The 26,333-nt window shown below is 73.1% G+C and carries 19 protein-coding genes and 1 tRNA gene; 15 read left to right on the forward strand and 5 right to left on the reverse strand.

Translation table 11 applies throughout. The features are described 5' to 3' along the window. Positions 1-252 precede the first annotated feature (252 nt). Together ACYVGT_RS07705 and ACYVGT_RS07710 are read right to left on the reverse strand one after the other, a co-directional pair. A complete protein-coding gene (locus ACYVGT_RS07705) occupies positions 253-1,692 on the reverse strand; it encodes a hypothetical protein (RefSeq protein ID WP_460855747.1) in 1,440 nt (479 codons plus the stop codon). A gap of 26 nt (positions 1,693-1,718) precedes the next feature. Next, positions 1,719-2,102: a response regulator gene (locus ACYVGT_RS07710; RefSeq protein WP_460855748.1), complete on the reverse strand. Its 384-nt coding sequence runs from the start codon at positions 2,100-2,102 to the stop codon at positions 1,719-1,721. 108 nt (positions 2,103-2,210) lie between these two features. Here ACYVGT_RS07710 and ACYVGT_RS07715 point away from each other — a divergent pair. Both ACYVGT_RS07715 and ACYVGT_RS07720 read left to right on the forward strand, forming a co-directional pair. Further along, positions 2,211-2,282 (forward strand) — tRNA-Arg (locus tag ACYVGT_RS07715). A 169-nt stretch (positions 2,283-2,451) separates the two neighbouring features. After that, a complete protein-coding gene (locus tag ACYVGT_RS07720; RefSeq protein ID WP_460855749.1) occupies positions 2,452-3,102 on the forward strand; it encodes a DUF6518 family protein in 651 nt (216 codons plus the stop codon). Positions 3,103-3,180: 78 nt separating this feature from the next. On the opposite strand, the gene ACYVGT_RS07725 is transcribed toward ACYVGT_RS07720, so the two are convergent. Both ACYVGT_RS07725 and ACYVGT_RS07730 read right to left on the reverse strand, forming a co-directional pair. Beyond that, positions 3,181-4,524 carry an MFS transporter gene (locus tag ACYVGT_RS07725; protein ID WP_460855750.1) on the reverse strand — a complete coding sequence of 448 codons (1,344 nt, stop codon included), beginning with the start codon at positions 4,522-4,524 and terminating at the stop codon, positions 3,181-3,183. A 1,576-nt stretch (positions 4,525-6,100) separates the two neighbouring features. Next, positions 6,101-6,814, reverse strand: a complete 714-nt coding sequence (locus ACYVGT_RS07730; RefSeq protein WP_460855751.1) for a GntR family transcriptional regulator — start codon at positions 6,812-6,814, stop codon at positions 6,101-6,103. A 205-nt stretch (positions 6,815-7,019) separates the two neighbouring features. On the opposite strand from ACYVGT_RS07730, the gene ACYVGT_RS07735 reads away from it, so the two are divergent. The 3 genes from ACYVGT_RS07735 to ACYVGT_RS07745 all read left to right on the forward strand — a co-directional run bounded on the left by ACYVGT_RS07735 (position 7,020) and on the right by ACYVGT_RS07745 (position 11,857). Further along, the gene (locus tag ACYVGT_RS07735) at positions 7,020-8,360 is read left to right on the forward strand and encodes a TRAP transporter large permease subunit (RefSeq protein WP_460855752.1); all 1,341 of its coding nucleotides are present in this window, start codon (positions 7,020-7,022) and stop codon (positions 8,358-8,360) included. A gap of 55 nt (positions 8,361-8,415) precedes the next feature. Continuing rightward, the gene (locus tag ACYVGT_RS07740; protein WP_460855753.1) at positions 8,416-8,676 is read left to right on the forward strand and encodes a hypothetical protein; all 261 of its coding nucleotides are present in this window, start codon (positions 8,416-8,418) and stop codon (positions 8,674-8,676) included. 238 nt (positions 8,677-8,914) lie between these two features. Continuing rightward, positions 8,915-11,857, forward strand: a complete 2,943-nt coding sequence (locus ACYVGT_RS07745; protein ID WP_460855754.1) for an FAD-binding and (Fe-S)-binding domain-containing protein — start codon at positions 8,915-8,917, stop codon at positions 11,855-11,857. A gap of 363 nt (positions 11,858-12,220) precedes the next feature. Here ACYVGT_RS07745 and ACYVGT_RS07750 read toward each other — a convergent pair whose 3' ends face one another. Then, positions 12,221-15,247: an AfsR/SARP family transcriptional regulator gene (locus ACYVGT_RS07750; RefSeq protein WP_460855755.1), complete on the reverse strand. Its 3,027-nt coding sequence runs from the start codon at positions 15,245-15,247 to the stop codon at positions 12,221-12,223. Positions 15,248-15,583: 336 nt separating this feature from the next. On the opposite strand from ACYVGT_RS07750, the gene ACYVGT_RS07755 reads away from it, so the two are divergent. The 10 genes from ACYVGT_RS07755 to ACYVGT_RS07800 all read left to right on the forward strand — a co-directional run bounded on the left by ACYVGT_RS07755 (position 15,584) and on the right by ACYVGT_RS07800 (position 26,333). Then, the gene (locus tag ACYVGT_RS07755; protein WP_460855756.1) at positions 15,584-16,261 is read left to right on the forward strand and encodes a helix-turn-helix domain-containing protein; all 678 of its coding nucleotides are present in this window, start codon (positions 15,584-15,586) and stop codon (positions 16,259-16,261) included. A 270-nt stretch (positions 16,262-16,531) separates the two neighbouring features. Beyond that, on the forward strand, positions 16,532-16,975 hold the full coding sequence (locus ACYVGT_RS07760; RefSeq protein WP_460855757.1) for a type III-B CRISPR-associated protein Cas10/Cmr2: 444 nt from the start codon (positions 16,532-16,534) through the stop codon (positions 16,973-16,975). Between the two features lie 58 nt (positions 16,976-17,033). Then, on the forward strand, positions 17,034-18,518 hold the full coding sequence (cas10, locus tag ACYVGT_RS07765; protein WP_460855758.1) for a type III-B CRISPR-associated protein Cas10/Cmr2: 1,485 nt from the start codon (positions 17,034-17,036) through the stop codon (positions 18,516-18,518). Between the two features lie 95 nt (positions 18,519-18,613). Continuing rightward, on the forward strand, positions 18,614-19,759 hold the full coding sequence (locus ACYVGT_RS07770; RefSeq protein WP_460855759.1) for a type III-B CRISPR module-associated Cmr3 family protein: 1,146 nt from the start codon (positions 18,614-18,616) through the stop codon (positions 19,757-19,759). Next, positions 19,756-20,712 carry a type III-B CRISPR module RAMP protein Cmr4 gene (cmr4, locus tag ACYVGT_RS07775; RefSeq protein ID WP_460855760.1) on the forward strand — a complete coding sequence of 319 codons (957 nt, stop codon included), beginning with the start codon at positions 19,756-19,758 and terminating at the stop codon, positions 20,710-20,712. The genes ACYVGT_RS07770 and cmr4 overlap by 4 nt, the downstream gene beginning before the upstream one ends. After that, the gene (locus ACYVGT_RS07780; protein WP_460855761.1) at positions 20,705-21,196 is read left to right on the forward strand and encodes a type III-B CRISPR module-associated protein Cmr5; all 492 of its coding nucleotides are present in this window, start codon (positions 20,705-20,707) and stop codon (positions 21,194-21,196) included. The genes cmr4 and ACYVGT_RS07780 overlap by 8 nt, the downstream gene beginning before the upstream one ends. Further along, on the forward strand, positions 21,183-22,400 hold the full coding sequence (cmr6, locus tag ACYVGT_RS07785) for a type III-B CRISPR module RAMP protein Cmr6 (RefSeq protein ID WP_460855762.1): 1,218 nt from the start codon (positions 21,183-21,185) through the stop codon (positions 22,398-22,400). Before ACYVGT_RS07780 ends, cmr6 begins: the two co-directional genes overlap by 14 nt. Continuing rightward, positions 22,397-23,503 (forward strand): hypothetical protein, encoded by a 1,107-nt coding sequence (locus tag ACYVGT_RS07790; protein ID WP_460855763.1) that lies wholly within the window; start codon positions 22,397-22,399, stop codon positions 23,501-23,503. The genes cmr6 and ACYVGT_RS07790 overlap by 4 nt, the downstream gene beginning before the upstream one ends. Before the next feature lie 197 nt (positions 23,504-23,700). Further along, the gene (locus tag ACYVGT_RS07795; RefSeq protein ID WP_460855764.1) at positions 23,701-25,005 is read left to right on the forward strand and encodes a hypothetical protein; all 1,305 of its coding nucleotides are present in this window, start codon (positions 23,701-23,703) and stop codon (positions 25,003-25,005) included. Between the two features lie 11 nt (positions 25,006-25,016). Next, positions 25,017-26,333, forward strand: coding sequence for an RAMP superfamily CRISPR-associated protein (locus ACYVGT_RS07800; protein WP_460855765.1), 1,317 nt, complete (start codon positions 25,017-25,019; stop codon positions 26,331-26,333).

Raw genomic sequence — 26,333 nt, forward strand, 5'->3', positions numbered from 1 at the left:
ATGTGCAATCGCGGGATCTTCACGATGTGGCCGGCCGCGGCGGCTGCACCCGTGCAGCCCCGGCCCGGCGGGCCGCCTGCGGTGGCGCGGCCGCTCTTGGCGTCCGGCCGCCGGCCGCGCGGTCGGACCGAGCACGCCGGGCACGCCGGAGTGCGCCGGTGTGCCCTGGATGCTCGTGCGGCTCCGGCGCGGTGCGCGCACCGCGCGGGCTGCTTCTCCCCAGGCTGTCACGCGGAGCGGGGGCACGGGCGCTCAGGGCCTTGTGGGCGCCGACACACCGAGCAGGCGCAGCGCGGCGCCGAGAACCCCCGCCGCCGCGGCGTCGGCCGCAGCGGAGCGGGACGGGCCGACAGCGGTGTACGCCGCGGCCAGTCCCTCCACGTATCTGACCAGCATATGCGGTCGTCCGCGCCGTCCAGCCCCCCGCAGAACCCCGGGACCGTCATAGAGGGCCCCCGCAAACTCCGCCAATTCGGGCTCCCGGTCCCATGCGGCCGGGTCGAGCAGGGGGTCGGAGGCGGGAGCCCCGCACGGACCTCCGGGCTCCGCGCCGCCGCTGACCTGCGGGGCTTCCCCGCCGGGGTCATGCTGCCCCGCGCGGCTGCCCCGGCCGGCTGTGCGGCCCTGATCTTCCCGAGCGCCGCCGAGCGTGTCCGCGACCGCACTGCCGCGTCCGTCCCCCGGACCGGAGCCGGACCGGGGACCGGCGCCCTGGCCGCTCTGCAGACCCGCCCTTGATGCGGGGCCGCCTCCGGCGGCGAACGGCGGTATGCCGGAGGAGAAGAGGCCGTCGCGGGAGGCTGCGGCGCGGGCGTGCGCGAGGCGGACGGCGAACGCGGGGTTGCCGGGGGTCGCGCGCGCCCAGGCGCCGGGCCGGTCGGCGGTCGGTTCGGCGGGCAGGTCGGGGCCGGTCAGCTCGCCGGGTCGGGGCTGGTCGTCGGCCGCCCTGCAGAAGGCGTAGCGGGCGGCGTTCTCCCCGACCGCCGCCAGCAGCAGCGCAGTCGGGCCGAGGGGGGTGTCCGCGGCGGCCGGGGCGAGCGCATCGGCGGCGGGTTCGCGCCAGTCGTCCCGCTCCTCGGGCGCCGGGGACGCTGCGGGCGGTCCGGCATGTGCAGGGTGCACGGGAGGGGCGGTGCCGCCGGCCCCGGCAGCCGCGCCCGCACCGGCCGCGTCCTGCGCGGCGCAGGCCGCATCGCTGCGGGCGTCGGCGCGCGCCTGGGCGACGGGCCCGGACCCGGCAAGCCCGGTCAGCGGCCAGTCCGGGACGGGCAGCGCATCGTCCGGGCCGGCCGGACCCCATCGGCCCCCGGGGTCCGGCATGCCGCGCCAGGCGCCGGCGGTCAGGAAGGCGGCGCCCTCGGCCGCACGGACCGCCAGCGCGGCGAGGAGGCGGGGCTCCGGGGTGAAGGCGATGAAGCCGGGGCCGACCGCTTCGGCCGAGCGGATACCGGGGACGCTGCGCAGCGCGGCGGCGGCGCGGCCGGCCAGTGCCGCGGGGTCGCCGGGGGCGCGCAGAGCAGCGGCGGTCGTGAACCGGCCCGCCCAGGGGCGCTGGTCCGGGTCGCGGCGCGGGTCGGTGAAACCGAGGCCGCTGGGCGCGCAGGCGAGCGCCGAAGCGAAGGCCCCGCGCAGCAGCGCGTCCAGGGTGGCGGGATCGGCGGCCGGGCCGCTGCCCGCTCCGGTCTGCGGCACGGGCCCGCGCGGTGCGGCGGAGTGCGTCAACGGACGAGCCCGGCCAGAGAGCGCACGGTGGAGATCAGCTCGGTCGGGTCGAAGGGCTTCGCGAGGTAGGCGTCGACGCCGGCGGCGCGGCTGCGGCGCAGGTCGTCCTCCTGCGCTCGGGCGGTGATCAGCACGACCTTCGCGCGGCGCGTGTCCTCGCCGGCCCGCAGCCGCTCGGCGGTGACCCAGCCGTCGAGGTTCGGCATCATCACGTCCAGCGTGATGACGTCCGGGCTCACCTCCGCGGCGCGCGCCAAGCAGTCCCGGCCGTCCACCGCGGTGTGCACCTCGAACCCCTCGAGCTGCAGGTTGACCGCGATGAGCTGCCGGATCACCTCGTCGTCGTCGACCACCAGGACCCGTGTCAGCGCTTCTCCCACGGCCGCGACCCTAGCGCCCGCCGGGCTCCCGCGCCCGCCCTTCGCCGAACCCGCCCCAAAACCGAACGACCCACCCCCGCACCCCTGTTATTGTTGTTCTCGCAGCGCGCCCCCTTAGCTCAGGGGATAGAGCAACGGCCTCCGGAGCCGTGTGCGCAGGTTCGAATCCTGCAGGGGGCACTCCAGCGCGCACAGCGCAATCCCACGGCGGCCAGCGGAAGCACCTCGGTGCCCGCTGGCCCTTGTGCTTTCCGGGCGCTCCGCCGGCTGCTCCTGCGCCGCTCCCCGCTCCCGCCGCGCGTCCGGACATCCGGTTCGGCCGCCGCAGGAGTCTCAGTACCCTGCCGGGATGACTGAGACAACGACGACCGAGAGCCCCGCGCGGACCGCGGGGATGCACCCGCTGCTCCGTGCCGGTGCAGTCGCCGTAGCGGGCTTCGCACTGGGCGCTCTGACGTTCTACGCGCAGGGGTTCCTGCCCGATTCCGTGGTCTCCTTCGCCAACTCGGCGAGCGGCTGGACCCTGCTGACGGTGCTGCTGATCGCGGCGGCACGGCTGTCCACGGCCGCTTCGTCGGTGCTGGGTGCGGTGGCCTTCGTACTGCTGGTCCTGGGCTATACCGCCGCCGCCCTGCTGAACGGACTCTTCTACAGCCCGCTGTTCTTCGGTGCCATCGGGGTGGTCGCCGGTCCCTTCGTGGGAGCGGCGACCGCGTGGCTGCGTTCCCCGGCGCCCCTCCGGGCCGCTGCCGGCACCGCCCTGCTGGCGGGGATCGGCGTCGGCGAGGGCATCTACGGGCTGACCGTCGTCGCTGCCACTACGAGCCCCGTCTACTGGGCGGCCATCGCTGCCGCCGGGCTGGCCCTGCTCGCTGCGATGCTGCTGCGCCGCATCCGCGGCGCCGCCCCCGCCGCTCTCGCGGCAGCGGGCACCGCGCTGATCGCGGGCGCCTTCGTCCTCACCTACACCGCCGCGGGGGCCGTTCCCCAGCTCCTCTAGCCCCCGCGTCCCCCGGTCTCCCCGGGCCTGCCGCCGTGCTCCCGGGACCGGAGCGGCCCCGGGAGCGCGGCGGCGGGGTCAGCGGTCGGCGAGGGGGTCGAGGTCGGCGTCAAGCTGCTCCTGGGAGACGCGCGAAGCGGAGCCGGCGAGGAGGACGGCGGCGAGGGAGATGCCGGCTGTCGCGACGATGTAGACCGCGATCGGAAGCCAGGAGCCGCCGAACTCGGAAAGCAGCCAGGTGGCGATCAGCGGAGCGGTGCCGCCGGCCGCGGCGGCGCCGATCTGGTAGCCCAGCGTCACGCCGGTGTAGCGGATGCGCGCGGGGAAGATCTCCGAGGAGAGGGTGCCGAGGGTCGCGGTCACCGGCGCCCAGAAGATGCCGAGTCCCACCACGGTCGCCAGGATCAGCATGGCCGTACTGCCGGTGTCCAGCAGCAGGAAGTACGGTGCGGCGAAGAGTGCGAGCAGCACGGTTCCGACGAGGTAGACCGGGCGGCGGCCGTAGGTGTCGGAGGCCCGGCCCGCGATCGGGATGCAGACGGTCGCGACGATCGCGCCGATGGTCACCGCGTTCAGCGTCGTGGTGTTGTCGAAGTCCAGCGTGCCGGTGGCATAGCTGACCACGAAGGTGCCGAAGATGTAGAACGGCGCGGTCTCCACGACCTTGGCGCCGGTTGCGACGAGCACGGCGCGCCAGTGGTGGCGGAGTGTCTCCAGCACCGGAACCTGGGCGATCTCGCCCTCGTCGCGGGCCTTCTGGAAGGCGGGCGTCTCATCGATGCCGGAGCGGATCCACAGCCCGACCGCGACCAGTACGACGCTGGCGATGAACGGCACGCGCCAGCCCCAGGCGTTGAACGCCTCGTCGGGAAGGAGGGTCATCCCGGCCAGGGCGAGGCTGGCCAGCAGCATGCCGGCGGTCACCCCCATCTGCGGAACGCTGCCGAAGAGCCCGCGCCGGTTCTTGGGCGCGTACTCGTAGGCGAGGAGCAGGGCACCGCCCCACTCGCCGCCGATGCCCAGGCCCTGGATGAGGCGCAGGAGGATCAGCAGGACCGGCGCCAGCATGCCGGCCGCCGCGTAGGTGGGCAGCAGGCCGATCGCCATGGTCGCGCCGCCCATCAGGGACAGCGTGATCACCAGCGTCCGCTTGCGGCCGATCCGGTCGCCGATGTGGGAGAAGATGACGCCGCCCAGCGGCCGGACGAAGAACGTCAGCGAGAACGTCATGTAGGAGAGCATCAGCGACACGAAGGGGTCGCCGGAGGGGAAGAACAGCTTGTCGAAGATGAGCCCGGCGGCGGTTCCGTAGAGGAAGAAGTCGAACCACTCGATGGTGCTGCCGGTGAGGCTCGCCGCGAGGACCTTGGCGCGGGGCGCCTTCTTCGGTTGGGACTCACTCGGCGTACTCGGTCCGCTCATGGGTCCGCTCCTGATTGGGGAGTGGTGTGCGAGGGCGCTTGGGATGAGCACCCTCCCGGGAGGGAGCCGAACGCTAGACCGGCAGGGCTACGGTTTGATTGCAGCCGGCCACGCACTGCCCGCCCTGCCCGCTGGCCCTCCGCGCCGCACACCGCGCCACCAGGCACGATTTTCGAGATAAATCGCGGAGATTTTCACCCCGGAGTCCCACGGGGCGCCCCAGCGGACCCGATTCGAACTTCTGGGCGTTTCGTCCCGAATGTCAGCTTGCGCTCGGAGTCGCGGGCGGCCGGCCACGGGCAGAGCAGCCCCGCACGGAGCCGGACGGCGGGGGCGGCGGGAGGCGCCGGCGCTCCTGTGCGGCCAGGGTCACTGCTGTTCGCGGGGCTGGGGCGGCTCGGGCCGTAGGCCCCCGCTTCTCGGCGGCGGGCTTCCCGGTGTTCAGTACGTCGGACACGCGCAAAAGCGGCAGCGACGGCAGAGCTTGACGGCGCCTCAGGCGGGCGGCCGGGTGGCGGGCTGGTCGCGTGGCGGGGTGGGCGGCGCATGCCAGGAAAACGGACACGGCAACGGGGGCCCTGCAAACCCTGCCCTGGCAGAAGAGGTCCTTCCCCCTACAGGCCCTGCGCGGCGAGCTCGATATTACGCCACGCTGACCTGCGTAAACACGGGATCATGCAGCGTCTCGATGCCTGATTCCCGCGCACCCGCCTTTTCCGCAGCCTGATCGGCGAAAAGGCACGAGCCGCGGAGTCGCACTGTTCCGCTATGGGCGATTTGAGGCGGCAGAGGTTTCACCGCCCCGCGAAAAGGAACGCGACGCGCTCCTGCGCCTAGATCCCCAGGCCGGATGCCCGCGCCCCGCCGGCGACCCGACCGGTTTCGCCCCATAGGTCGAAACGCCGAGTGAAAAGGGCCCGATGAATGAACCGCGGAAGGTTCACGACTCTCGATTCTGCGCGGATTTGCCGCTTGCCGCCGGCCGGTCGGTGCTCCCCGGGCGGCGCGCCCGGCCCGGGCGTCCAGTCGCGCAGAAGCGGGCGGGCAGTGCCGGCGGATCGGCGGGCACGGGCGCAGCGGCGGGGATCGAGGCGGCAGCGGCCGATGCCCGCCCGCAGCGCCAGGGCGCCGGCCCCGGCGCCGCCAGAGCCCGACGGCCGAGCCTTCTGGGACTCCATCCCGACCGCCGCTCCGAGGGCGGCGGTGCCGAGTACGTTGCCATGCCGGGACCGTGAACGAGCGGCCCCCGCCGGTTCAGCCGCCGGCCGGCTTGGCGGACCTGCCGCGGCCGCATGCCCGGCGGATTTCCGGCCCCGCGCTCGCGACCCCTGCACGCCCGGCGCGCAGCTCCTGGACGACGCAGCGGCGCTTCGGCAGCCAGGGCAGCCGAGAAGCGAACGCGCACACCGCCGGGCCCTCCCTCGCAGAAGGAGTCGGCCGGGCGCGGCAGGCGCAGGAAGGCACGGCGCGACTGCGGTACGGGGTGCGCGGACGGCGGATGCCGTGCGCAACCAGCAGGGGCGCCGTTGCGCGCCGACTCGGCGGCGTCCGCTCTGCGTTGCCCGGCAGAGGGCCGTCAGAAGTCCTGGGTGACCTCGTCCCAGATGGCGTCCGGAGTGCGGTCGGTGTTCTGCAGTCGGCACGCCTGGGCGACCAGGAGGCGGCCGGTCGAGCGGAGGTGGGCGGCCATGGCGGCGCCGGCGGCTTCGGGGTCGCCCGCGGTGATGGCGGCGAGGACGGGCGCGTGTTCGGTGCGGATGTCGTCGAAGGTGCGGGACTCGTCGGCAGCCGTTGACGCGCCGAGGATCCGGGTGTGCACGCGGAGCCGGGCCACCGTCTCTGCGGCACGGCGGGTCCGGCCGGCCAGCATGACCTCTTCGTGGAGCCGCTGGTCGTGGTCGAAGAACGCGTCCTCGTCGCCGCGGCCGGCTGCGTCGCGCATTGCGGCGTCCTGTTCGGCGAGGCGGTCCGGGGTCGCGGCACCGGCGTAGCGGGCGGCGCGGCGGGCCGCCGGCACCTCCAGGGCCAGCCGGATCGCGAAGATCTCGGCGACGTCCTCCGGCCGGGTGGGCACTACACGGAAGCCGCGATTGCGCTCGAACCGGACCAGCCCGGCCTCTTCCAGGCGGAGCAGGCCGTCGCGGACGGGCGAGCGGGAGATCCCCAGCTCCTCGGAGAGGCGGTGCACGCTGTAGAGCTCGCCGGGGAGCATGGTCTGGGCGACCACCGCGCGCCGGACATGCTCCATCACCTGAGTCGTCAGGGTGGGGGCGGTCCAGGGGGCGTTCACGTCGCCATCCTCCCATACCGAAATCGGTGCCGGCGGCCGGGATCGGCTGCGGCACGGGAGGTTCTGCCGCAGGTCCGGGGCTACACGGCCGGCGCTGGATGTGTCCGGTTTCTTCTACAACATGTAACATGTTACCTTCCCTGTGAAGTGGTTCACAGGAGCCACTCGCACCCCTTTCACAGGAACTGACAGGAGGACTGTCGGCGTGGGCATCGTCAGTCTGGTCGCCTTCATCGGCGTCACCGTCGCCGTCAACACGGTCCTGAAGCGGCCGATCGCGGAGGCGCTCGTCGCGGGCCTCGTCGTGGCCGCCCTCATGGGCGGTACCGACGCACCCGCACTGCTCGTCAACGGAGTGGCCGAGGCCGCGTACTCCACCGACGTGATCTTCGCCGGCATGGCGTTCGTCTTCATGGGCGCGATCGTTTCGGCGACCGGCCTGATCGAGCGGCTGATCGGCATCCTCAACTCGCTCTTCGGACGCGTGCGCGGCGGCCCCGCCTACGTGTCCACGCTGGGCTCGGGACTGGTCGGCATGGTCGCGGGCTCCACCGCGGGCAACACCGCAACCGTCGGCTCGGTCACCATCCCGTGGATGAAGCGGAACGGCTGGAGCCCGGAGAAGTCGGCCACCCTGGTCGCCGGCAACTCGGGCCTCGGCGTCGCGCTGCCGCCCAACTCCACGATGTTCATCCTGCTCGCCTCCCCCGCGGCAGCCGGCATCTCCACCGGGAGCGTCTACGTCGCACTGCTCGTCGCGGGCCTGTGGTGCGTGCTCTACCGGCTCATCGTCGTCTGGCTCTGGTCGCGCGGCTCCGACAGCATGCCGCTGCCGGCCAGCGAGCGCCTCCCGATCGGCGCGACGCTGCGGGAGAACTGGACCTCGACCGCCATCTTCCTCGGCGTGCTCATCCCGGTCGCGGTCACCTTCGGCCCGATCAACGACTGGCTCGCCCAGCCCGGCCGGATGGGCGCCAGCACCGAGAGCATCTCGATCATCGTGTGGATCCCGCTGATGATCATCGCGCTGGCCCTGCTGGAGGGCATCCGCCGGATGCCGTCCGCGGCGCAGCTGCGCGAGGCGATCGTCAGCAGCATCCCCAACTTCGCCACCGTCGGCATCTCGCTCTTCGCGGCGCTGTCCGCCTCCAACGTGATGGAGGAGCTGGGCCTGGGGCCGCAGCTGGGCGGTGTCATGCAGTCGCTGGACGTCCCCGCCGCACTGCTCATCCTGCTGGTCTGCGTCATCGCCGTCATCGTGGCGACGCCGCTCTCCTCCACCGCCACCGCCGCCGCCATCGGCGCACCGTCGATGTTCGCGCTCACCTCGGTCGGCGTCGACCCGGTCGTCGCGATCGTCACCGTGCTGATCTGCACCTCCACCGAGGGCGCCTCGCCGCCCATCGGTGCGCCGCTCTACATGGCCGCCGCCTACGCCGATGCCAAGCCGCAGAAGATGTTCGTCCCGCTGCTGCTCTGGTTCGTCTTCCCGGTGATCGCGATCGCGTGGGCGATCGGGATGGGCTGGATCCCGATCCCGGCCTGACCGCGTCCGCCCCTGTCCCGCTCCGCCCCTGTCGCCTTCGGGAGAAGTGATCCCCGTGCAGAACGTGAAGAGAATCCTCACCGCCACCGCCTGGACCGTGTTCTGGGCCAGCCTGGCGCTGTTCCTCGGCCTCGGCACGATCGTGATGGCCGGCCAGTTCGCCGGCGTCGCCGCCTTCCAGCCCGCCTGGGTGGAGGCGCTTGCCGGGCTTCCGTCCGAGGCGGCGTTCACCTGCGCCGCGATCTGCGCATCCGCTGCGTTCGCGCTGCAGTACACCAGCCGATTCAGCGGAGCCGCCGCATCCGAGGACGACTAGGGCGTGTTGGGTGGACACCTGTCCCGCTCGCGACGAACGCCACCCACCCAACACACCCTCGGGCGTTTCGGTGAACGCCTGTCCTGCTGCGCGTCGCCCCGGCACGTCCAAACCGCCCCCGGCTAGCTCGACTCCACCCCCCTTCGTCTCAGCCGCGGCAGGCCTGCGCGCCCGCCGCGGCTCTTCAGCGCACATTCCCGCCGCACGGTGCGGCGTTCACAACGGAAGGGGATCGGCGATGCCGACAGCCAGCCCACCCGACCACGTCTCCGGATCCGGCGCGGGCGGACCCGCCGGCGCAGCGCGGGGCATCAGCGCTGCGGCGGGGCTCGGCGACCGGCTGCGGCGGGATCTGACCACGCGCGCCGCCTATGTCTCCGACGCCTCGGTCTACCGCCGGCTGCCGGCGGCCGTGCTGGAGCCGGCGGACGCCGCGGACGTGCGCGCCGGCATCGCGCTGGCCGAGGCCGAGGGGTGGCCGGTGGTCGGGCGCGGCGGCGGCACCTCGGTCGCCGGCAACGCGATCGGCGAGGGCCTGGTCATCGACACCTCGCGGCGGATGAACCGCATCCTCGCCATCGACCCGGAGGCGCGGACGGCGCGGATCCAGCCGGGGGTGGTGTGCGACCGGCTGCGCGAGGCCGCCGCGCCGCACGGCCTGACCTACGGCCCCGATCCGTCCACGCACTCCCGGTGCACCGTGGGCGGCATGGTCGCCAACAACGCGTGCGGCTCGCACTCGGTGGCGTGGGGGACATCGGCCTCGAATCTGGTGTCGGTGACCCTCATGCTCGCCGACGGGCGCGAGGTGGTGCTGGAGGCGGGCGGTGCCAGCGACCCGGTGATCGAGGAGGGCCTGCGCCGGCTGCGCGACGGCGCGCTGGCGCCGCTCCGCACCGAACTGGGCCGGTTCCCCCGGCAAGTCTCCGGCTACGGACTGCACTACCTGCTGCCGGAGAACGGCTTCGACGTTGCGAAGGCGGCCGCCGGCTCCGAGGGCACGCTCGGCATCATCACCGAGCTGACGGTCCGCCTGGTCGAGCGGCCCGCGGCGACCGCGCTGGCGGTCCTGGCCTTCCCCACCGTGTTCGACGCCGCTGCGGCGGCGCCCCGGCTGCGCCAGCCCGGCGTCGCCACGATCGAGGGCATGGGCGGCGACCTGCTGGCTGCCCTGCGCACCCGTCCGGGCAGCGCCACCGCCGGCGAGGCGCTTCCCGGAGCCGGCACCGCGGGCGGCTGGCTGTACTGCGAGACGACCGGCGGGACCGAGGCGGAGGCGGCCGCGGTCGCCGGGCGGTTGGCCGCCGCAGCGGAGGGCACCGTCGGCACGGCCGTCGTCACCGATCCGGCCGAGGCCCGCGCCCTGTGGCGGATCCGGGAGGCCGGCGCCGGCATCGCGACCCGGCTGCCCGACGGCGGCGCGGCGTGGCCGGGCTGGGAGGACTCCGCCGTTCCCGCGGAGAACCTCGCCGACTACCTGCGCGACCTGTATGCCCTGATGGACCGGCACGGGGTGCGCGGCACCCCGTTCGGCCACTTCGGCGAGGGCTGCGTCCACCTGCGCGTCTCCCTCGACCCGGGCAGTGAGGAGGGGGTGGCCGGGTTCCGCCGCTTCATGCAGGAGGCCGCCGACCTGGTCTGCGCGCACGGCGGATCGCTCTCCGGCGAGCACGGCGACGGCCGCGCCCGCTCCGAGCTGCTGTCCCGGATGTACAGCGCAGAGATGCTGGACCTGTTCCGCGGCTTCAAGGCGGTGTTCGACCCGGCCGGGGTGTTCAACCCGGGTGTGCTGGTGGACCCCGAGCCGCTCGACGACCGGCTGCGCCCCGGACCCGGCCGGCGCGCGCTGGAGCTGGCGCCGGTGCACGCCCTGTCCCGGGACGGCGGATCCCTGGCCGACGCGGTGAACCGGTGCGTCGGGGTGGGCGCCTGCCGGTCGCAGGAGGGTGCGATGTGCCCGTCCTTCCAGGCCACCGGGGACGAGGTGCACTCGACGCGCGGCCGGGCGCGGCTGCTGTCGGAGATGCTGCGCGGCGAGTCGGTGGCAGACGGCTACCGCTCCGAGGAGGTGCGCGAGGCGCTCGACCTGTGCCTGTCGTGCAAGGCGTGCGCCTCGGAGTGCCCGGTCAACGTCGACATGGCCACCTACAAGTCGGAGTTCCTGTACCGGCACTACGAGGGCCGCATCCGCCCGGCGGCGCACTACTCGATGGGGTGGCTGCCCCTGGCCACCCGGCTGCTGCACGCGGTTCCCGGCGCGGCCTCGCTGGTCAACACGGTGATGCGGGTGCCGGGTGTGGCGGCCCTCACCAAGCGCCTGGCCGGTATCGACCGGAGCCGCGGCATGATCACGTTCGCGCCGCGGTCGCTGCAGTCGCGCGCGAAGGACCGCACCGCGCGCCGCGCGCCCGAGGCGGCAGACGGGGACGGCCGTCCGGTGGTCGTGCTCTGGCCCGACTCCTTCACCAACCATCTGAAGACCGAGCCGGGCACCGCCGCCATCGAGGTCCTGGAGGCCCTGGGCTACCGGGTGGTGGTGCCCTCAGCACCGGTGTGCTGCGGTCTGACCTGGCACTCCACCGGCCAGCTGGGCATGGTGCGCTCGGTGCTGGCGCGCACACTGGACGCGATGGAGCCGTTCGACGGCCTGCCGGTGGTGGCGCTGGAGCCGTCCTGCCGGGTGATGCTCGGCCACGAGCTCAGCGAGCTCCTGCCCGGCGATCCCCGCGCCGAGCGGCTGCAGGGCGCGGTCGTCTCGCTGGCCGGCATCGTGGCGCGGCACCTGCCGGACCGGACCGGCCGGCCCGAGGAGTGGCCCTTCACCACGCTGGACACCGGCGCGGTGCACCAGGTGCACTGCCACGAGCGTTCGCAGGAGAACAGCGCTGCCTCGCGCGCCGTACTGGCGGCGCTCGGCGTCTCCGAGCGGGCGATCGCGACCGGCTGCTGCGGTCTGGCGGGGAACTGGGGGTTCGAGGACGGCCACGCGGAGCTGTCCCGCACTCTGGCCGAGCGGGAACTGCTGCCCGCGGTCCGCAACCGCGACGACGGCGACCTGGTGCTCGCCGACGGCTTCTCCTGCCGCACCCAGCTCGCCGAGGAGGCGGGCGAAGACGGCCTGCACCTCGCCCAGATCCTGCAGCGGGCGCTGCTCTCCGCTGACGGAGCAGGGCCCCGCTGACCGGCCGGGCCGTCGGCCGGCGCAGCCCCGGGCGGGCCGCCGACCGGGGCTGCGGTCCGTCGCTGCGGCCGCTCCCGGGCGGCGGCCGCAGCGGAACCGGATGAGCGGGAGGAGGCGCCGGCAGAGCACCGCCCCGGCCCGAGCGCGGCGGGCGCAGCCCCGGCCCCGTTCCGCCGGCCGGCCCCCACTTCCCGAGTGGCGCCGGACGCGGGCCCACGGCGCCACGGCCGCGTGGCGTGTGCCTCGACCGCGGACGTCGCGGGCCCCGCGGCTGCGGCTGGGCCCGGTCCCGAATCGGCCGCTGCGGCCCGGGCAGGCCTGCAGGCGGAACCGCTCGCCGAAGGCCGCGGCCGGCTTCGGGGCTCAGTCGCCGAACCCGGCCCCCAGCGGAGCGCCGGCCGCGGGGCCGGCGGGGGACGAGGCGCTGAGCCGGGCCTCGACCGCGTCAGCGGCCGAGGCACCGATGCCGCGGAAGACGTCGGCGCCGATGCGCCAGTGGCTGCGGGCGGAGTCGAGGTCGCCGAGCTCGGCCAGGGCGTCACCGATGCCTGCGTTGGCCTGCGCAAAGCAGTAGCGGATGCCGATCCCCGAGGCCAGCCTGGCGGCGGTGCGGTGCTGCGCCAGTGCTGCCTCCGGGTCTCCCGAGCGCAGCCGGATCTCGCCGAGCGTGTTGCGCGCGCTGGGCTCGACCAGCCGCTCGTTGCCGCTGATCGCCACGGCCAGGCACGACTCCGCCGCGTCGACCGCCGCCTCCTGCTGGCCCGCGCCCCAGTAGGCGTGCGCCAGCGGGTGGACGTAGGCCTCGATGAACCGGTTGCGGGCCTGCTGGGCCATCGACCGCGCCCGCTCCAGCTGGTCCACCGCCTCGCCGTGCCGGCCCATCCCGACGAAGACCCAGCCGGTGACCGCCTCTCCGTCGATGCGCTGCCGCGGGTTTCCGCGGCCGGCGAGCTCGACCGCGGAGCGGGAGTGGTGCAGCGCCCGCTCAAGATCGCCCTTGAGGTACAGCAGCTGGCCCAGATAGGCGTGCGCCGGGATGTGCTCCTCCAGCGCCTCGCCTCCGGAGGCGGCCAGGATCTCGGCGAGGCTCTCCTCGGCCTCGCTGTAGCGGCCGCGGAAGATCGCCAGCACCCCGAGCTGGATGAGCTGGATCCGCTGGTCGCGGTCGCAGCCGACCTCGCCGAAACCGGAGTAGGAGCGCCGCATGTAGTCGAGCGCGAGATCGAGGTGGCCCAGGCGGCGGTGGACCGAGCCGATGCAGCGCTGCCCGGTCGCCACCAGGAAGGGATCGCCCAGCTGCTGGGCCGCCTCCAGTGCGGCGGCGTAGACCTCCAGCGCGTCGTCGTGGTGTCCGCCGAGGCTGAGATAGCGGCGCAGGACGCAGGCGAGTTCGACCGCCGTGCGCCACTCCCCCGCGGCCGCGGCGCTGCGGGCCGCGCCGGCCAGGTTGGGGCGCTCCGCGTCGAGCCAGCGCAGGGCGTCTGCGGGTGTCGCGAAGGAGCGGCCGCCGGAATCGGCGCCGATCACCATCCCGCCGGGAAGGTCAAGGGCGCCATGCGCGGCGCCGGCCGCGGCGGCCGCCGATTCGACGGCGTGCCGGTGCAGCCGAGTGAGGGCTGCGGCGCGCTCTGCTGCGGACTCGGTCTCCGCCGCGCGGTCGCGGGCGTAGGCGCGCAGCAAGTCGTGCAGCGCGTACCGCCCGTCGCCGACCTCGTCGGCCAGGCTGGCGCGCTCCAGCGCGGCGAGGCGGCGCGCAGTCGCGGCGCGGCCGTCGCCGGTGAGCGCGGCGATAGCGGGCACGTCGGCGTCGTGGCCGGGAAGCAGGCCGAGGAGGCGGAAGGTGCGCGCCTCCGCGCTCGGCAGCTCGCGGTAGGACCAGGAGAGGACGGAGCGGACCGAGGTGGCCGCATCGCCGCCGGCGTCGAGCGCGTCCAGGGCGTGCTGCTCGTCGGCGAGCTCCGCCGCGAACGCGGACAGCGGCCGGCGCGGGCGGGCGTTGACCAGTTCGGCGGCGACCCGCACGGCCAGCGGCAGATGGGAGCAGCGGCGGACGAGCTCGGCCGCCGCATCGGGCTCGTCGCGGACGCGGTCGCCGGCGAACGCCGCCAGCAGTTCGAGTGCGGCGTGCGGCGCGAGGCGGTCCAGCGGGAAGCGCGCGGCGCCGTCCCTGGCCACCAGGCCCGGCAGCGCCGCGCGGCTGGTGACCAGGGTGCGGGCGGTAGAGCCGCCGGGGAGCAGCGGGCGCACCTGCTCGGCGGTCGCCGCGTTGTCGAGGAGCACGAGCATGCGGCGGCCCGCGACCAGGGTGCGGAAGCGGGCGGCGCGCTCGGCGAGACCGGACGGGATCGCAGCGCTGTCGACGCCGAGCCCGCGGAGCAGCCCTGCCAGGGCGTCCTCCGGCGGGACGGCCGGATCGGGGCCGAAGCCGCGCAGGTCGACGTAGAGCTGGCCGTCCGGGAACTGCCCGGCGGCCCGGTGCGCCCAGCGGACGGCCAGCGCCGTCTTGCCGACGCCGCCACCGCCGGAGATGAGGGCGACCGGGGCGCCCCGGTCGTCGAGCAGCTGGCGGAGGGCGCCGAGTTCGCCGTCGCGGCCGGTGAAGCCGCGGATGTCGGCGGGCAGCTGCGCGGGCACCTGCGGCGCCACGGCGGCCGCGTCGTCGACTTCCTCGCCGGCGAGCACGGTCCGCTCGATCCGCCGCAGCTCGGGGCCGGGCTCCTGCCCGAGTTCGTCGATGAGCGCGCGGCGGGCCGCCTGGTAGGCGGCCAGTGCGCGGCTCTGCTGGCCGCTGCGCGCGAGCGCGATCATCAGCAGCGCCGACAGCCGCTCGTGCAGCGGGTGCCGGCGCACGTGCGCGGCGAGCTCCGCGGCGACCGCGGCGTGCCGGCCGCAGGCGAGCTCGGCGGTGTAGAGCGCCTCGAGCGCGGCGAGGCGGCGCTCGGAGAGCCGGTGCGCCTCGGCGCCGACCAGCGCGCAGTCCAGGCCGGCGAACGGCTCCCCCGTCCACAGTGCGAGGGCCTTGCGGATCAGCTCGGCGGCGGTGTGCGGGTCGTTCGCGCGCGCCTCGGCCCCTTCGGCGGCGAGTGTCTCGAACCGCTCGGCGTCGAGTTCACCGGGCAGGACGGTCAGGCGGTAGCCGCCGGGTTCGGAGATCAGCCGGTCGGGTTGCGGCAGGGCCCGCCGCAGGCGGTGCACGTGGACGTGCAGGCGCGAAGCGGCGCGGTCGGCGGCGTCCTCACCCCACATGGCGTCGGCCAGCGCGTCGGCCGTGACCGCCGTGTTGGCACGGGCGAGGAGCGCGCCGAGGAGGACACGCTGGAGCCGGCCCGACAAGGCCGCTTCGCGGCCGTTCTGCCGGACGCCCATGCGTCCAAAGATCTCGAATTCCATTCCGCTCCACTCGCCTGCGGCCAGTATGCACGAGGAGGCGTCAAGCCGGCGGGCTCCCGCGATACCGCCGCCCCCAGCAGCACGCGCCTGCCCCACCGGTTTCCCAGCGCGCGCAACCGCCCCCGGGAATGGGACGCCTGCCACGCCGGCCGAGTGTGCTCACCCGGGTGGCCGGTTCCTGTCGGAGGTGGCCGCCCTCGGACATCCGGACCTCCCCCGCGGCTGCGGACCGGATCGCGGGCGCGCCCCGGCCGGAATCACCGGCCGGGCCCCCGCCCCCCACTCGGAGCGGCCGGTGCGCTGCACCGGCCCAGCGCCACGTGGCACGCTGGGGACATGAACGCAGGTGGGGACGGTGACGGGCCGGGCAGCGGCACGGAGCAGGCGCTCGCCGCCGTCGGCCCGCGTCTGCGGTCGCTGCGCAAGCGGCGGCAGGCGACGCTGGCCGAACTGTCCGAGGAGACGGGGATTTCGGTGAGCACCCTATCCCGCCTGGAGTCGGGCGCCCGCCGCCCCGCACTGGAGCTCCTGCTCCCGCTCGCCCGCGCGCACGGCATGACCCTGGACGAGCTCGTCGGCGCGCCGCCGACCGGCGACCCCCGCGTCCACCTGCGCCCGGTTCAGCGCAATGGGATGACGATGATTCCACTGACCCGCGGCGCCGGCGGCCAACCGGGCATGCCCGGCGCCCCGCAGGCCTACAAGATCGTGCTGCCGCCCGCCGGCGTCCAGGAGCCCGACCCGCGCAGCCACGAGGGCTACGAGTGGCTCTACGTCCTCAACGGCCGCCTCCGCCTCGTCCTCGGCGACCACGACCTGACCCTCTCCCCGGGCGAAGCAGCCGAATTCGACACCCGCACCCCCCACTGGTTCGCCGCCGCAGACTCCACCCCGGTGGAGTACCTCGGCCTCTTCGGGCGCCAGGGAGAACGGGCCCACCTGCGGGCGCGGCCGACGGGCGGGCAGCCCGACGCCCTGCCGGACCAGGGCCGGGGCGGCGGCGGGCAGCTCTGAGACCGCACCGCGGAACGGGCCCCGGATGTCCGGAAAGGGACAGTCTGCGCACCGGCCGAAGCGCGAGCAGCGGTACAGATCAGCCGGAAATCGCTCCCGCCTCCTTTCTGCGGAGCGGATTCTCTTTTCCCTAATACCACCTCCTCCGTCCCGTGGGCGGATACCGTCACGTTTTGCTACGCTCACCATCGATTGCCAGTCGAACACCCGTTTCCGCCGCTGCCCCGCCCGGCTGGCGAAACGCGGGCACCCCCTGCGGATCGGAGTGCAATGTCTGATCGGGACCTCGTCGTCCTGACCGTTTCCGGGCCCCAGACCTTCATCGAAGAGTCGCGGAGCACGACTGACCTGCGCTCGGCCAGCGTCATTATCGCCACCCTGGCAGCCCGCGCGGCCCAGGTCCTGCGGGACGGACCGCCCTCTCAGTCCGGCCCCGAGTCCGATGGCGCCGCTCCGGCGAGCGCTCTTGAGGCTGCCGGCGAGGTCATCTTCCCAGGCGGCTCAATTCCCGAACCGGTTGCCGTGGCCGCCGGAATTGCTGACGGTATACCGAATCGGATCTCCGCCCTTGTTCCGGCGGGCCAGGGAACGGAGTGGGCGAAGGCCGCCAAGTCCGAAGCCCTTTCCTTCTGGGTTGACTGCGCGGCACGCATTCTGGGTGCCAACGCGAAACAGCTCCTCCCGGCGGACTGGCCGGCCGTGCGGTGGGTGTAGTGTTCCGGGCAGCACCGGCCGCTCCTACCGGGAGCAGTGGGAGCTCGCCCATGGCCGCTTGCAGGAGCGCAAGCGCATCGGGGACTTCCCGCAGCGCGACGGCAGCGAGCCGGGCGAGCTCTGCATGCTCTCGCCGCGCTGGCGTGCGCTCTCCCAGCCACCGAAGATGGCGCCCAAGCACATGGCCGACGTCCAGCTGGCTCCGGTGAACTGGGTGAAGCGGCTGTGGCACCTGGTCCAGTGGAACCCCAACGCCGACTCCGAACGCTTCCCCTCAACGAACGCGATCTCGTCGGCCCCGTACCGGAATGCCGCGCTGCGTATCGCTCTGGGGCTGGAGGGCAGTGCCAGCGATGCTGAGGCGGTGCGCAAAGCCGTGCGCGATCTTGAGGAGAGCATCAGCTCGCTGGCAGACAGCCCCAACAACCACCCCGAACAGGGAACTGAAGCGCCTCTACGCTGGCTCGCTGAGCCTGCCCGCGATGACCCGGACACATCGGCCCTCAACTGGTTCCGGGCTCGCGGGATCTGGGTCTACCCGGAAACGTGGAATATCGATGCCCTCGGCCGCGAATTCCTCTCTCCCCAGCAGGTCGCAGAGCTCAGGGACGGCCCCGGTGCTCCGCGTCCGCACGAAGTCGAGGTCCACCAGGGCTCAGCAGCAGCAAAGGAGATCGCCACCGTGCTGGCGCGCTGCGGCGCTCCCCCGCTCTCGCGCTACCTCGCCGTACTCCACCTGGACCTCGACTCGATGGGGCGCTTCCTTTCGGGAACCGGGACCGCGCAGGATGGCTCTGCTCTGGAGATCTCGCCGGAAGCCCACTCCGCGACCTCCGGCTTGCTCACCGAACTGGCCGGGAAGCAGAAGGACGCGATCCGGGAGCATAACGGCCTGGTCGTCTACGCCGGTGGCGACGATCTCCTCGCCCTGCTACCGGCCAGCACGGCGCTGACCGCGGCGATCGCCTGCCGGAAGGCCGTCGCTGATTTCACGGGGTCGCTCCCCTCGGCAAGCGCCGGCCTGATGTTCTTCCCGCACGACTCTGCGCTCGCCACTGCACTGCAGGATTCCCGCGCCCTGCTTGACAGCGCCAAGGCGAACCGCGCAAGCAAGGACACCATCGGTATCGGCTACAGCCGCGGGAGCGGTACGCAGGCGTCGTGCGCAGTGGGTTGGGAGTCGCTCCCCAGCATGCAGTCTGTCGCGCATGCTCCCGCGCGCGGGCAGAAGCTGTCTCCGCGCATCATCCAGGACCTCGACGCCCTCGAGCCCTACGTCGACCACCAGCGCCTCGGCCCGGACGGCGACCGGCGCGGTGGTCTTGGCCCGGAGGCAGCCCGCTCCGAGGTGACCCGCCTCGTGCGCAGGCACCTGAATCCCACGGCCGGCGCCGCAGCCGGCGCTCCGGGTTCGGAAGAGGCCGCGTCGCGCGCGGAGGCACGGCGGATCACCGCCGCTCTCGAAGAGCTCGCCCCGAAAGGAGCGCTGTTCTCCAGCGACACGACCCGCGTCGCGTACTTCCTGCAGCAGGAGTCGGGCTGACCGGCAGCCATTCCCGAGATACCGCCCCGGGATAGAGCTGGCAAGCGCTAACGCGTGCCGACCCCACCCCCAAGTCGTGACAGAAAGGGAGTCGCATGGACTCAGCCACCAGCGCCACAGCCGAGCAGTGGGCGGTGCTGAACCCGCACGACACCGTCCAGGTCCGCGACGGCCGCACGTTCAACGGCGGCGAAGGCGGCGCAGCGAAAACCGTCGCCCCGTGGCCGTCGACGGTGGCGGGGGCACTCGGCGCTCTGCTGGGTGGCGAGCCGGCGTGCGTCCGCGGCCCGGTGCTCGCGCGGCAGGAAGGCGACGGCAGCTGGACCGCCTACTTCCCCGCTCCGGCAGACCTCGTGTGGCTCGCCAACCGCGATCACCCCCAGTCCGGGACGGTTCGCCGGATGGCGCTGTCCGAGCCGGACGCCGACGGTCTGGGGCCGGTCGACGATCTCACGGCCGAGGCCGGGCCGCTGCGGTCCGGAGCGGACGCGACGATTAAGGATCCCTTCGGAACCCCGCTCGAAACCGAGGCGGTGTCCGGAGCGGTCTCTCAAGGCGCGCTGCAGGACTACCTCAACGGCGACCTTGCCGCGCCCGGTCATTCCACGCAGGAGTGGCGCCTCCACCGCGCAGTTCCCGCGCAGCATGAGGAGCGGGTGGGTATCGCCATCGACGAGAACCGCCGCATCCGGCACGGCGCCCTGTACCGGGCCGGCCATCTGCGCCTCGATACAGACTGGGCTTATGCGGCATCCATCGTTCCCACGCCCGGCAAGCACCGGCCACTCACGCACGCCGCAGGCCCCGTCCGCTTCGGCGGCATGAGCCGGATGGCCGACATCGAACCGGCCGACGGCCTGCAATGGCCAAGGATCCCAGCGGCGTTCCCCGGCGGCCGGGTACTCGTCTACGCAGCGACACCCGCGGTATGGCCGGGCGGATGGCGTCCGCCGCTGGCAGCGGTGGGCGATGGCCCCGTGCCGGAGTTGGTCGGCGCGGTAACCGGGCGGCCGATGCCAGTGGCGATCGCTCGGCCCGCCCGCACCAATCAGCGGTTCCACAGCAGCAAGCGCCTGTTCACGGCGGTGCCCCCGGGATCGCTCTACCACCTGCAGTTCCCCAACCACGATGACGCGGCGGCGTGGGCGCAGGCCCATCACGGGCGGGCGCTGGGCCCGTCCGCCGGTGCCCGCATGGACACCGCCGGGTTCGGCGTCATCCTCACCGGAGTGTGGTCGTGACCGAGAAGAACTCCCTCGAATTCCTGCTCTACCTGTATACGGAATCGCCGCTGCACGCGGGCGGCCCAGAGCCCGACTCCTGGATCGACCTGCCCATTCAGCGCGAAGCCGGCACCGGCTATCCGGTCGTGTGGGGCCAGAGCCTCAAGGGCGCGCTTCGGGCACAGGCGCGCCGCGAGTGGGACAGCAGCGCCGATGTCAGCACCGTGTTCGGCACTGCGTCCGGCGATGACGATGTCCCAGGCGACACGGCAGCGGGGTCACTGACTGTCGGCGACGCGCAGCTCGTGGCCATGCCGGTGCCGACGCTGCAGCGCACCTTCGCCTGGGCCACCTCGGCCCTGGCGCTCGGCCGGCTCCACCGGAAGTACCGGTACCTGCTGCGCGGCACGGAGCAAAACCTCCCGGCCTCCCCCGACAACCCCGAGCTGGGGAAGGCCCTCTCGCTCAGCGCCGCGTGGGTGCACCAGAACCAGATTCTCGGCCCCTACGCGGTCCACGTCGAGTCCGGCGCCGACCACCCCGGGTTGGCTGACTGGGCACGGGCGATCGCCGCCGACGGCCTGGGCGGTTCGTTCAGCGCCGAGGGTGCCGACGCTGAGGAGCCGCTGGACTACTTCGCGCGCCGGTTCGCCGAGGACCTGCTCCTCGTCGACCCGACAGTGATGAGCGGTCTGTTGCGGGAGTGCACCGAACAGGCGGTGCGGGTGAGCCTGGACCCCGGAACCAAGACCGTGCAGGCCGGGCCGTTCACCAGCGAGTATCTCCCAGCGGAGAGTGTGCTCGCCGCGACCCTCACCCTGCGGCTGCGCGGCGATGACTCCGCAGAGCGGGCGCGGATGCACGGGCTTGTCCGCACCCTGCTGCACGACGCCCCGATCCAAATCGGCGGCGATGAGACCCTCGGCAAGGGCCTGACCTGGGCACGACTGGTGGAGGCGCACCGTGCCTGAGCCGATGAAGCCGGTGCGCAGCGGTGAACGCATCGACCAGATCTTGCCTCGGGTGGCACTGCAGATCCTAGAGGGCGGAGTCTCCCGGGAGCTGCGTATGCGGATGCGCCGCCTCCCTGCACAGCTCCGCGGCAGCGGGCTGGCCGCAACCTACGCCGAGATCGCTGCCCGCTCCAGCGGCTCTTCCGACGCTGGCGACTCGGAACGCCGCGGCAGCGAGGTTCAGCGCGCCTATGACCGGCTGGCCACAACCATTCCCGAGCACGTGTACAAGCAGGGCCTGATCGCAAAGGCAGCGCCACCCGAAGGGCAGACCTGGAGCGCCAAGCAGACGTTCCTCTACTCGCTAAGCCACGCATCGACCATTGATTACACGCGGGTCTCTGCCGAGGTCGACGCGCTGGCGCTGTGGCTGAGCCGCCTCTCGACAGCGCTGTTCGAGGAGTCCGAAGAACGCAGGGAGGACGGAGATGGCGAAGGGTAGCGGGCCTCAAGGCGCCAAGGCACCGGAACCGCAGCGCATCCCGGGCTTCACCGAAGCCCCCGGGGACCGGCCTCAGGGCGCTGACCGCACCGCACCGCGCCACCATCCTCCCGAAGGGTCGCCCGGCCCGCACGGCCCGCTGGGCCGCCGGCTGCGGGTGCTGGTCCGCGACGGCTATACCGAGGAGCGGAACAAGAAGCAGCGCTTCACGCTCAAGGTCGACCGGCTGGCCGGCGAGCGCTATATCGAGGGCGAGCCGCTACTCGCCCTGCAGCAGCGCAACGACAGCGAGTACCGTCCGCTCGGTGACGGCGCGAACGCACTGACGGTGCTGCGCCGCACCGGCCTCAGCCGCTTCCACCACGTGGACGACGGTGGGCCGCCGAAGCCGGTGGAAGGGCCGTTCCCAGTGCACCGCTGGGCGGAGGCGACCGGTCTGGGCCAGGAGCCGGAGCTCGCCGCGCGAGCGCTGCAGCGGAGGGATGCATTCCTCCGGCGCTGGACGCGGCGGAAGGGCAACGCCATCCGCCGACTGGACCTGGTGCCGGAGTGGCGGCTCGTGACAGGTATCGGGCTGAAATTCGGCACGCTCGACACCGGGATCACCCTGCACGGCACCTACGGGTGGCCGATGCTGCCGGGCTCGTCGGTCAAAGGGCTCGCTGCGGCAGGCGCCGCACTGCTCGGCGCCCCGGAAGACCAGGTCCAGCGGGTACTTGGCGCTCCGCGCGCTGACCGGTCGGGCCCGCCGGAGTCCGAGAGCGCCGCTGCGGAGGGGGCGGAGCCGGACGGGCCGTCGCCCCAGACAGCGGTGCAGGCTGCCGTAGGTAGCGTCATCTTTCTTGACTCGTTGCCGTCTGCCACGGGACAGCCGGACGGCGGGCAGCCCGCGCCAACGCGGCGCGCCGTCCAGGTGCACCGGGACGTCGTCACGCCGCACCAGAAGCCCTACGCCGACGACACCGACCCGAGGGCCCCGAAGAACAACCCACGCTCGCCCGCCGAGCACTATGCTCCGGTGCCGCTGCCGTTCCTGTCCATCAGCGGACGGCTCCGCGTCGACCTGCTCGGGAGTAGTGACGGCGATCTGGACGCGGCCTATGAGTGGCTTTCCGCTGCCGGCGACTTCATCGGCGCCGGCGGCCGGGTGACCGCGGGCTACGGCTACTTCTCACTGGAGCCAGCCGGGAAGGACACCCCGTGAGCGCAGGCCAGGAGCGCCATCTGCACGTGATGAGCGTAGGGATCAGCCTCACCACCAACCTCACCAGCGGCCGCGGGATGTACTTCCAAAAGGGGTTCAACCCCGGACCTCAGGGCAGGGACGGGGATTACGCGGACGAGATGACGGGGCTGTTCAGCTTCCCCTACGACAGCAACCCCGCGCCGCGCACCGCGGTTTCGGAGCAGTTGACGCAGGCCACCCGGGCAGGCACCGCGATGCGCAAACAGCTGGCCGCCGTTCTGGACCGGCACCGGCCCTGGCAGCGGTGGAGCGCCGGTGCCAGCGCGGAACTGACGTCGATAGCGGCCAGCTACCGACGGCAGCGCGGGGACGCGGTGCAGTTGAGGGACGGCGACGCCGCGGTCCTCATCGCGAGCGACACTGCCGACGGCCTCCGCGCGGCGCTGTTCAACGCGGTCATCCTGGCGGGCGTTCAGGACAGAGACACCGAGTCCGCGCTGGACCGGATCGCCTACTTCCCCGAACCGTCCGACGCGCTGTTCGACTACGGCGGCCAGCGCAGCGTAGCCATCATGCGGATCCCCGGCATGGACGTCGGCGACCGCGACGGCTTTGTGCAGGCGATGCAGGGACTGGGCATCATCGGCAGGGGGATCGCCGATCGCATTGACCCCGATCCGCGCGACCGCGCCGCCGCTGCAGATGCGCCGACAGCCGTCTTCCACCTTTCCGGGGGTTACAAGGCCGCCCAGCCCTATGTCATCGGGCTGGCCGAAGCCCTGCGCGGGAAGACCAGTCCGAGTCGTGTGGACGCGTGCGTCATCCACGAGAGCAGTAAGGCAGTGGAGGCCCTCAGGGTTCCACTGAAATCGCTCGACCGCGAGCTCCTAGAAGCAGAGCTGGCTGAGATCGCCGCGAAGGAAGAGGTCCAGGACGGCTCTGCCTTCGACGGAAACGGCCTCCTCCAGCTCGAGTTCGAGGCACCGCCGCAGACCGTTCTGCGCGGATATGCCTGCGAACCGGTGCAGGGTCCTTCTGGGAAGTGGCGGCTCACGCCGTTCGGAGCCGCGCTGCTGGAACTGTTCCGCCATGAAATCACCACGCCCGCACCAGAGACATGACAGAGAATTCCACGGCCCCCGCCCGCCCCCAGAAGCACATCATTGCCCCGGACCTCCTCCACCAGCTGAAGAGCGGGTTCGGAGCCGCCAGCGAGTCTGACCGCTCTCAGGGAGGAGCAAAGAGCGATAACCATCCCGCCACCAAGCGAGCTATCAGCAAGGTTCGGGACTCGGTGCACGAAAGCCCGGTCCCGCGTGTGGCACGGCCCGACCGGGCGCACCCGAACGAGGTAGCCGCAACGTTTGCAGAGAACGCGTCTGCACTGCGCTCCCTCCTCCACAATCCGTGGCGCGCATTCATCGAGCGCCCCGCGGAAGAGACACCTCTGGCGCACACTGAGGCGCAGTCCTGGCGCGCCGCAGCTCGGCTCATCGATGAGATGTGGCGCTATGTCAACGCCCGCTCAGTTTCCGACCACCGCATGGCCGACCTCGCTCCTCTCGCCGCCCGCGCCCGGTTCATCCTGCTGAGCTACCCGTTCCGGCTGGCGGAGGAGCGGAGCGCCCCTTATTGGGGCCGAAACGGGACGGCAAACGATGTGTTCGGGAAGCGGGGCGGCAGAGCCGAGCTGACCCGGCGGGCCATGGAGGCCCGCACCGTGTGGACGTCGTATTTGAGGACCTACCAGTCGGTTCCCTCCTTCGCCGCGGCTGCACCTTCGGCGGTTGAAGACGAATTGAAGTGGATCGTCGCCCGAGGCGGCTCCTGGTCGAACCGCCTGGTCCTGGAGCCCGACCAGACGACCCCGCTCCCCAGGGACGAGGCGTTCGCAGAGGAGGTGGTCGAGACCCACCTCCTTCCGCGGTTCGCCCTAGGCGCCGCGGCATCGGCCGTCACCGCGAAACGATGGGCCTATCCGCTCCTCTGGGGAGCCGCTCTGGCCGTGCCGCTCCTGCTCCTCTTCGGGGTGGACGCGCGGGCCGCAGCCGCCGGCGCCGGCGCCATCTACGTCGGGATTGGTGTCTGGGCGGTATTCGGCCGCCGCCTCGCCACTGCCCCGCTCCTTCTGCGGATCCCCGCCGCGGCCACCGTCGGGCTGATCCTGCTCGTGGCGCTCCATCCCGACTGGTGGAGCAACGTCGACTGGAGCCGCTCCTACGTCGGCACACTCGCCGTCCTCATCATCGCGTCCTACGGCTACCTGGTGATCCAGTGCCGGAACCACTGCAGCGGGGAGCTGGCGAGGGAGGAGAGTCGGCTGCGCGATGCGATGCGCCTCTTCCTCGGGCGCCCGCTCCTCGTCCTCGCCATCGGCGCCGTGCACTCGTTCCTCGTCGCGCTCATCGGGCTGGCGTTCGTGGGGCCGGTCTTCTCGGAGCGCGGGAAGGGTCCGGCGACGGTCCTCACGTATCTGGACGGCGGGCCGCAGACCGCAGCGGTCGTGGCCGGGGCGACCGCCTGGTGCCTCGCCGCCGGCGTCTTCTCCCAGGTCCTCTGGGACGACCAGCCCATCACGGCGCCGCTGGCCCACCGCCGCTGGCGCCGCAGTGCGAACGGATGACAGGAGGCCCCATGGGGCAGCGGCCGGAATGGACCGAGTTCGGGGTGGAGGCGGTCACGCCGCTTCTCGCCCATCAGGAGGACGGCCACCTCGCCGTGGCCACGATCCGCGGCCAGGTGCGGCACTGGATGCGGGCTCTCGTGGGACCGGTGCCCTGCGCTCCCGGCGGGCCCGTGCTCGGAGCCGACCTGCACGCGCTCGCCGCGGTCGAACGGCACGTCTTCGGCAGCACCCGGCAGGCGTCGCCGGTGCGGATGCGCACCGCCGCCGACGGCCGCCCGAAGATCGCCCCGGCCGGCAGCGCCGTCACCGCGATGTTCGGAAGCCCCGGCCGCAACGCCAAGGACAACAGCAAGTTCGCCACCTACCTGCTCGGGCAGGGCCACGCCACCCCGAAGAACGGGAATCAGCTGCTCAAGCCCGCGGTACAGCCGGGCTCCCGCTACACGCTCAAGCTGATGCTGCCGACCGGGCCCGGGGGCGAGGACCTCGCCCGGCTCTTCCTCGCGTCGCTCTGGCTGGCCTGCTCCTACGGCGGGTTCGGGGCGCGCGTCCGGCGCGGGTTCGGCGGGATCGCGCTCACCCACAAGTGCGGCCCGCTCCCGTCCGGCTGGAACGCGGCCTCCTTCGCTCCGCCCGACTACGCCGGCCTCGCCCATCTCCCCGCCACCGGCGGCCCCCTCGACGACGCCGCCGCCGTTCTCCCCCGCGTGATCGAACGCGCGGTCGCGGAGTGGCACGCCGCGGAGAAGGAGGCCGGCCGGACCCCGCGCCCCTTCCCCGACCCTGCGTTCGCGGGCCAAGCGGCGGAGTTCCCCGTCCTCGGCCCGGACACCACCCTCGCCGCCCTCGACGGCACCGGCCCCGCACCCCTCGCCGACGCCGTGGGCGCGCTCGGCGAGCGATATCGCAGGTTCCGCGCGACCGAGGACCACCCCGGCGCGGGCTACACCCCTGCGGTGAAGACGCCCGAGCACGTGCCGGTGATCGCGCAGGACGTCCAGCGCGACTTCCCGCTCGGCGCGCTCGGGCTCCCCGTCATCTTCAACAGCAAGGAGGGCGGCGGCCGCGGCCAGGTCAACGCCATGCAGCACAGGGAGAACCTCCGCCGCGCCTCGCCGCTCTGGTTCCGGTTCGTCCGCGAACCGGGCGGGCGGAGCGTCCGACTGTTCTCCCTGGGGTTCACCAGCCCCTTCCTCCCGGACGGGGTGGACGTGGTCCGTACGAAGGGGGGCAGCACCAAACCGCTCCAGGTCACCGACGCCCATGTCCGCTCGGCGCTGGAGGCGTGGATGCGCGGCGACGAGTCCTGGGAGCGGCCGCGGTGA

The organism is Nocardiopsis coralliicola, from assembly GCF_054779695.1.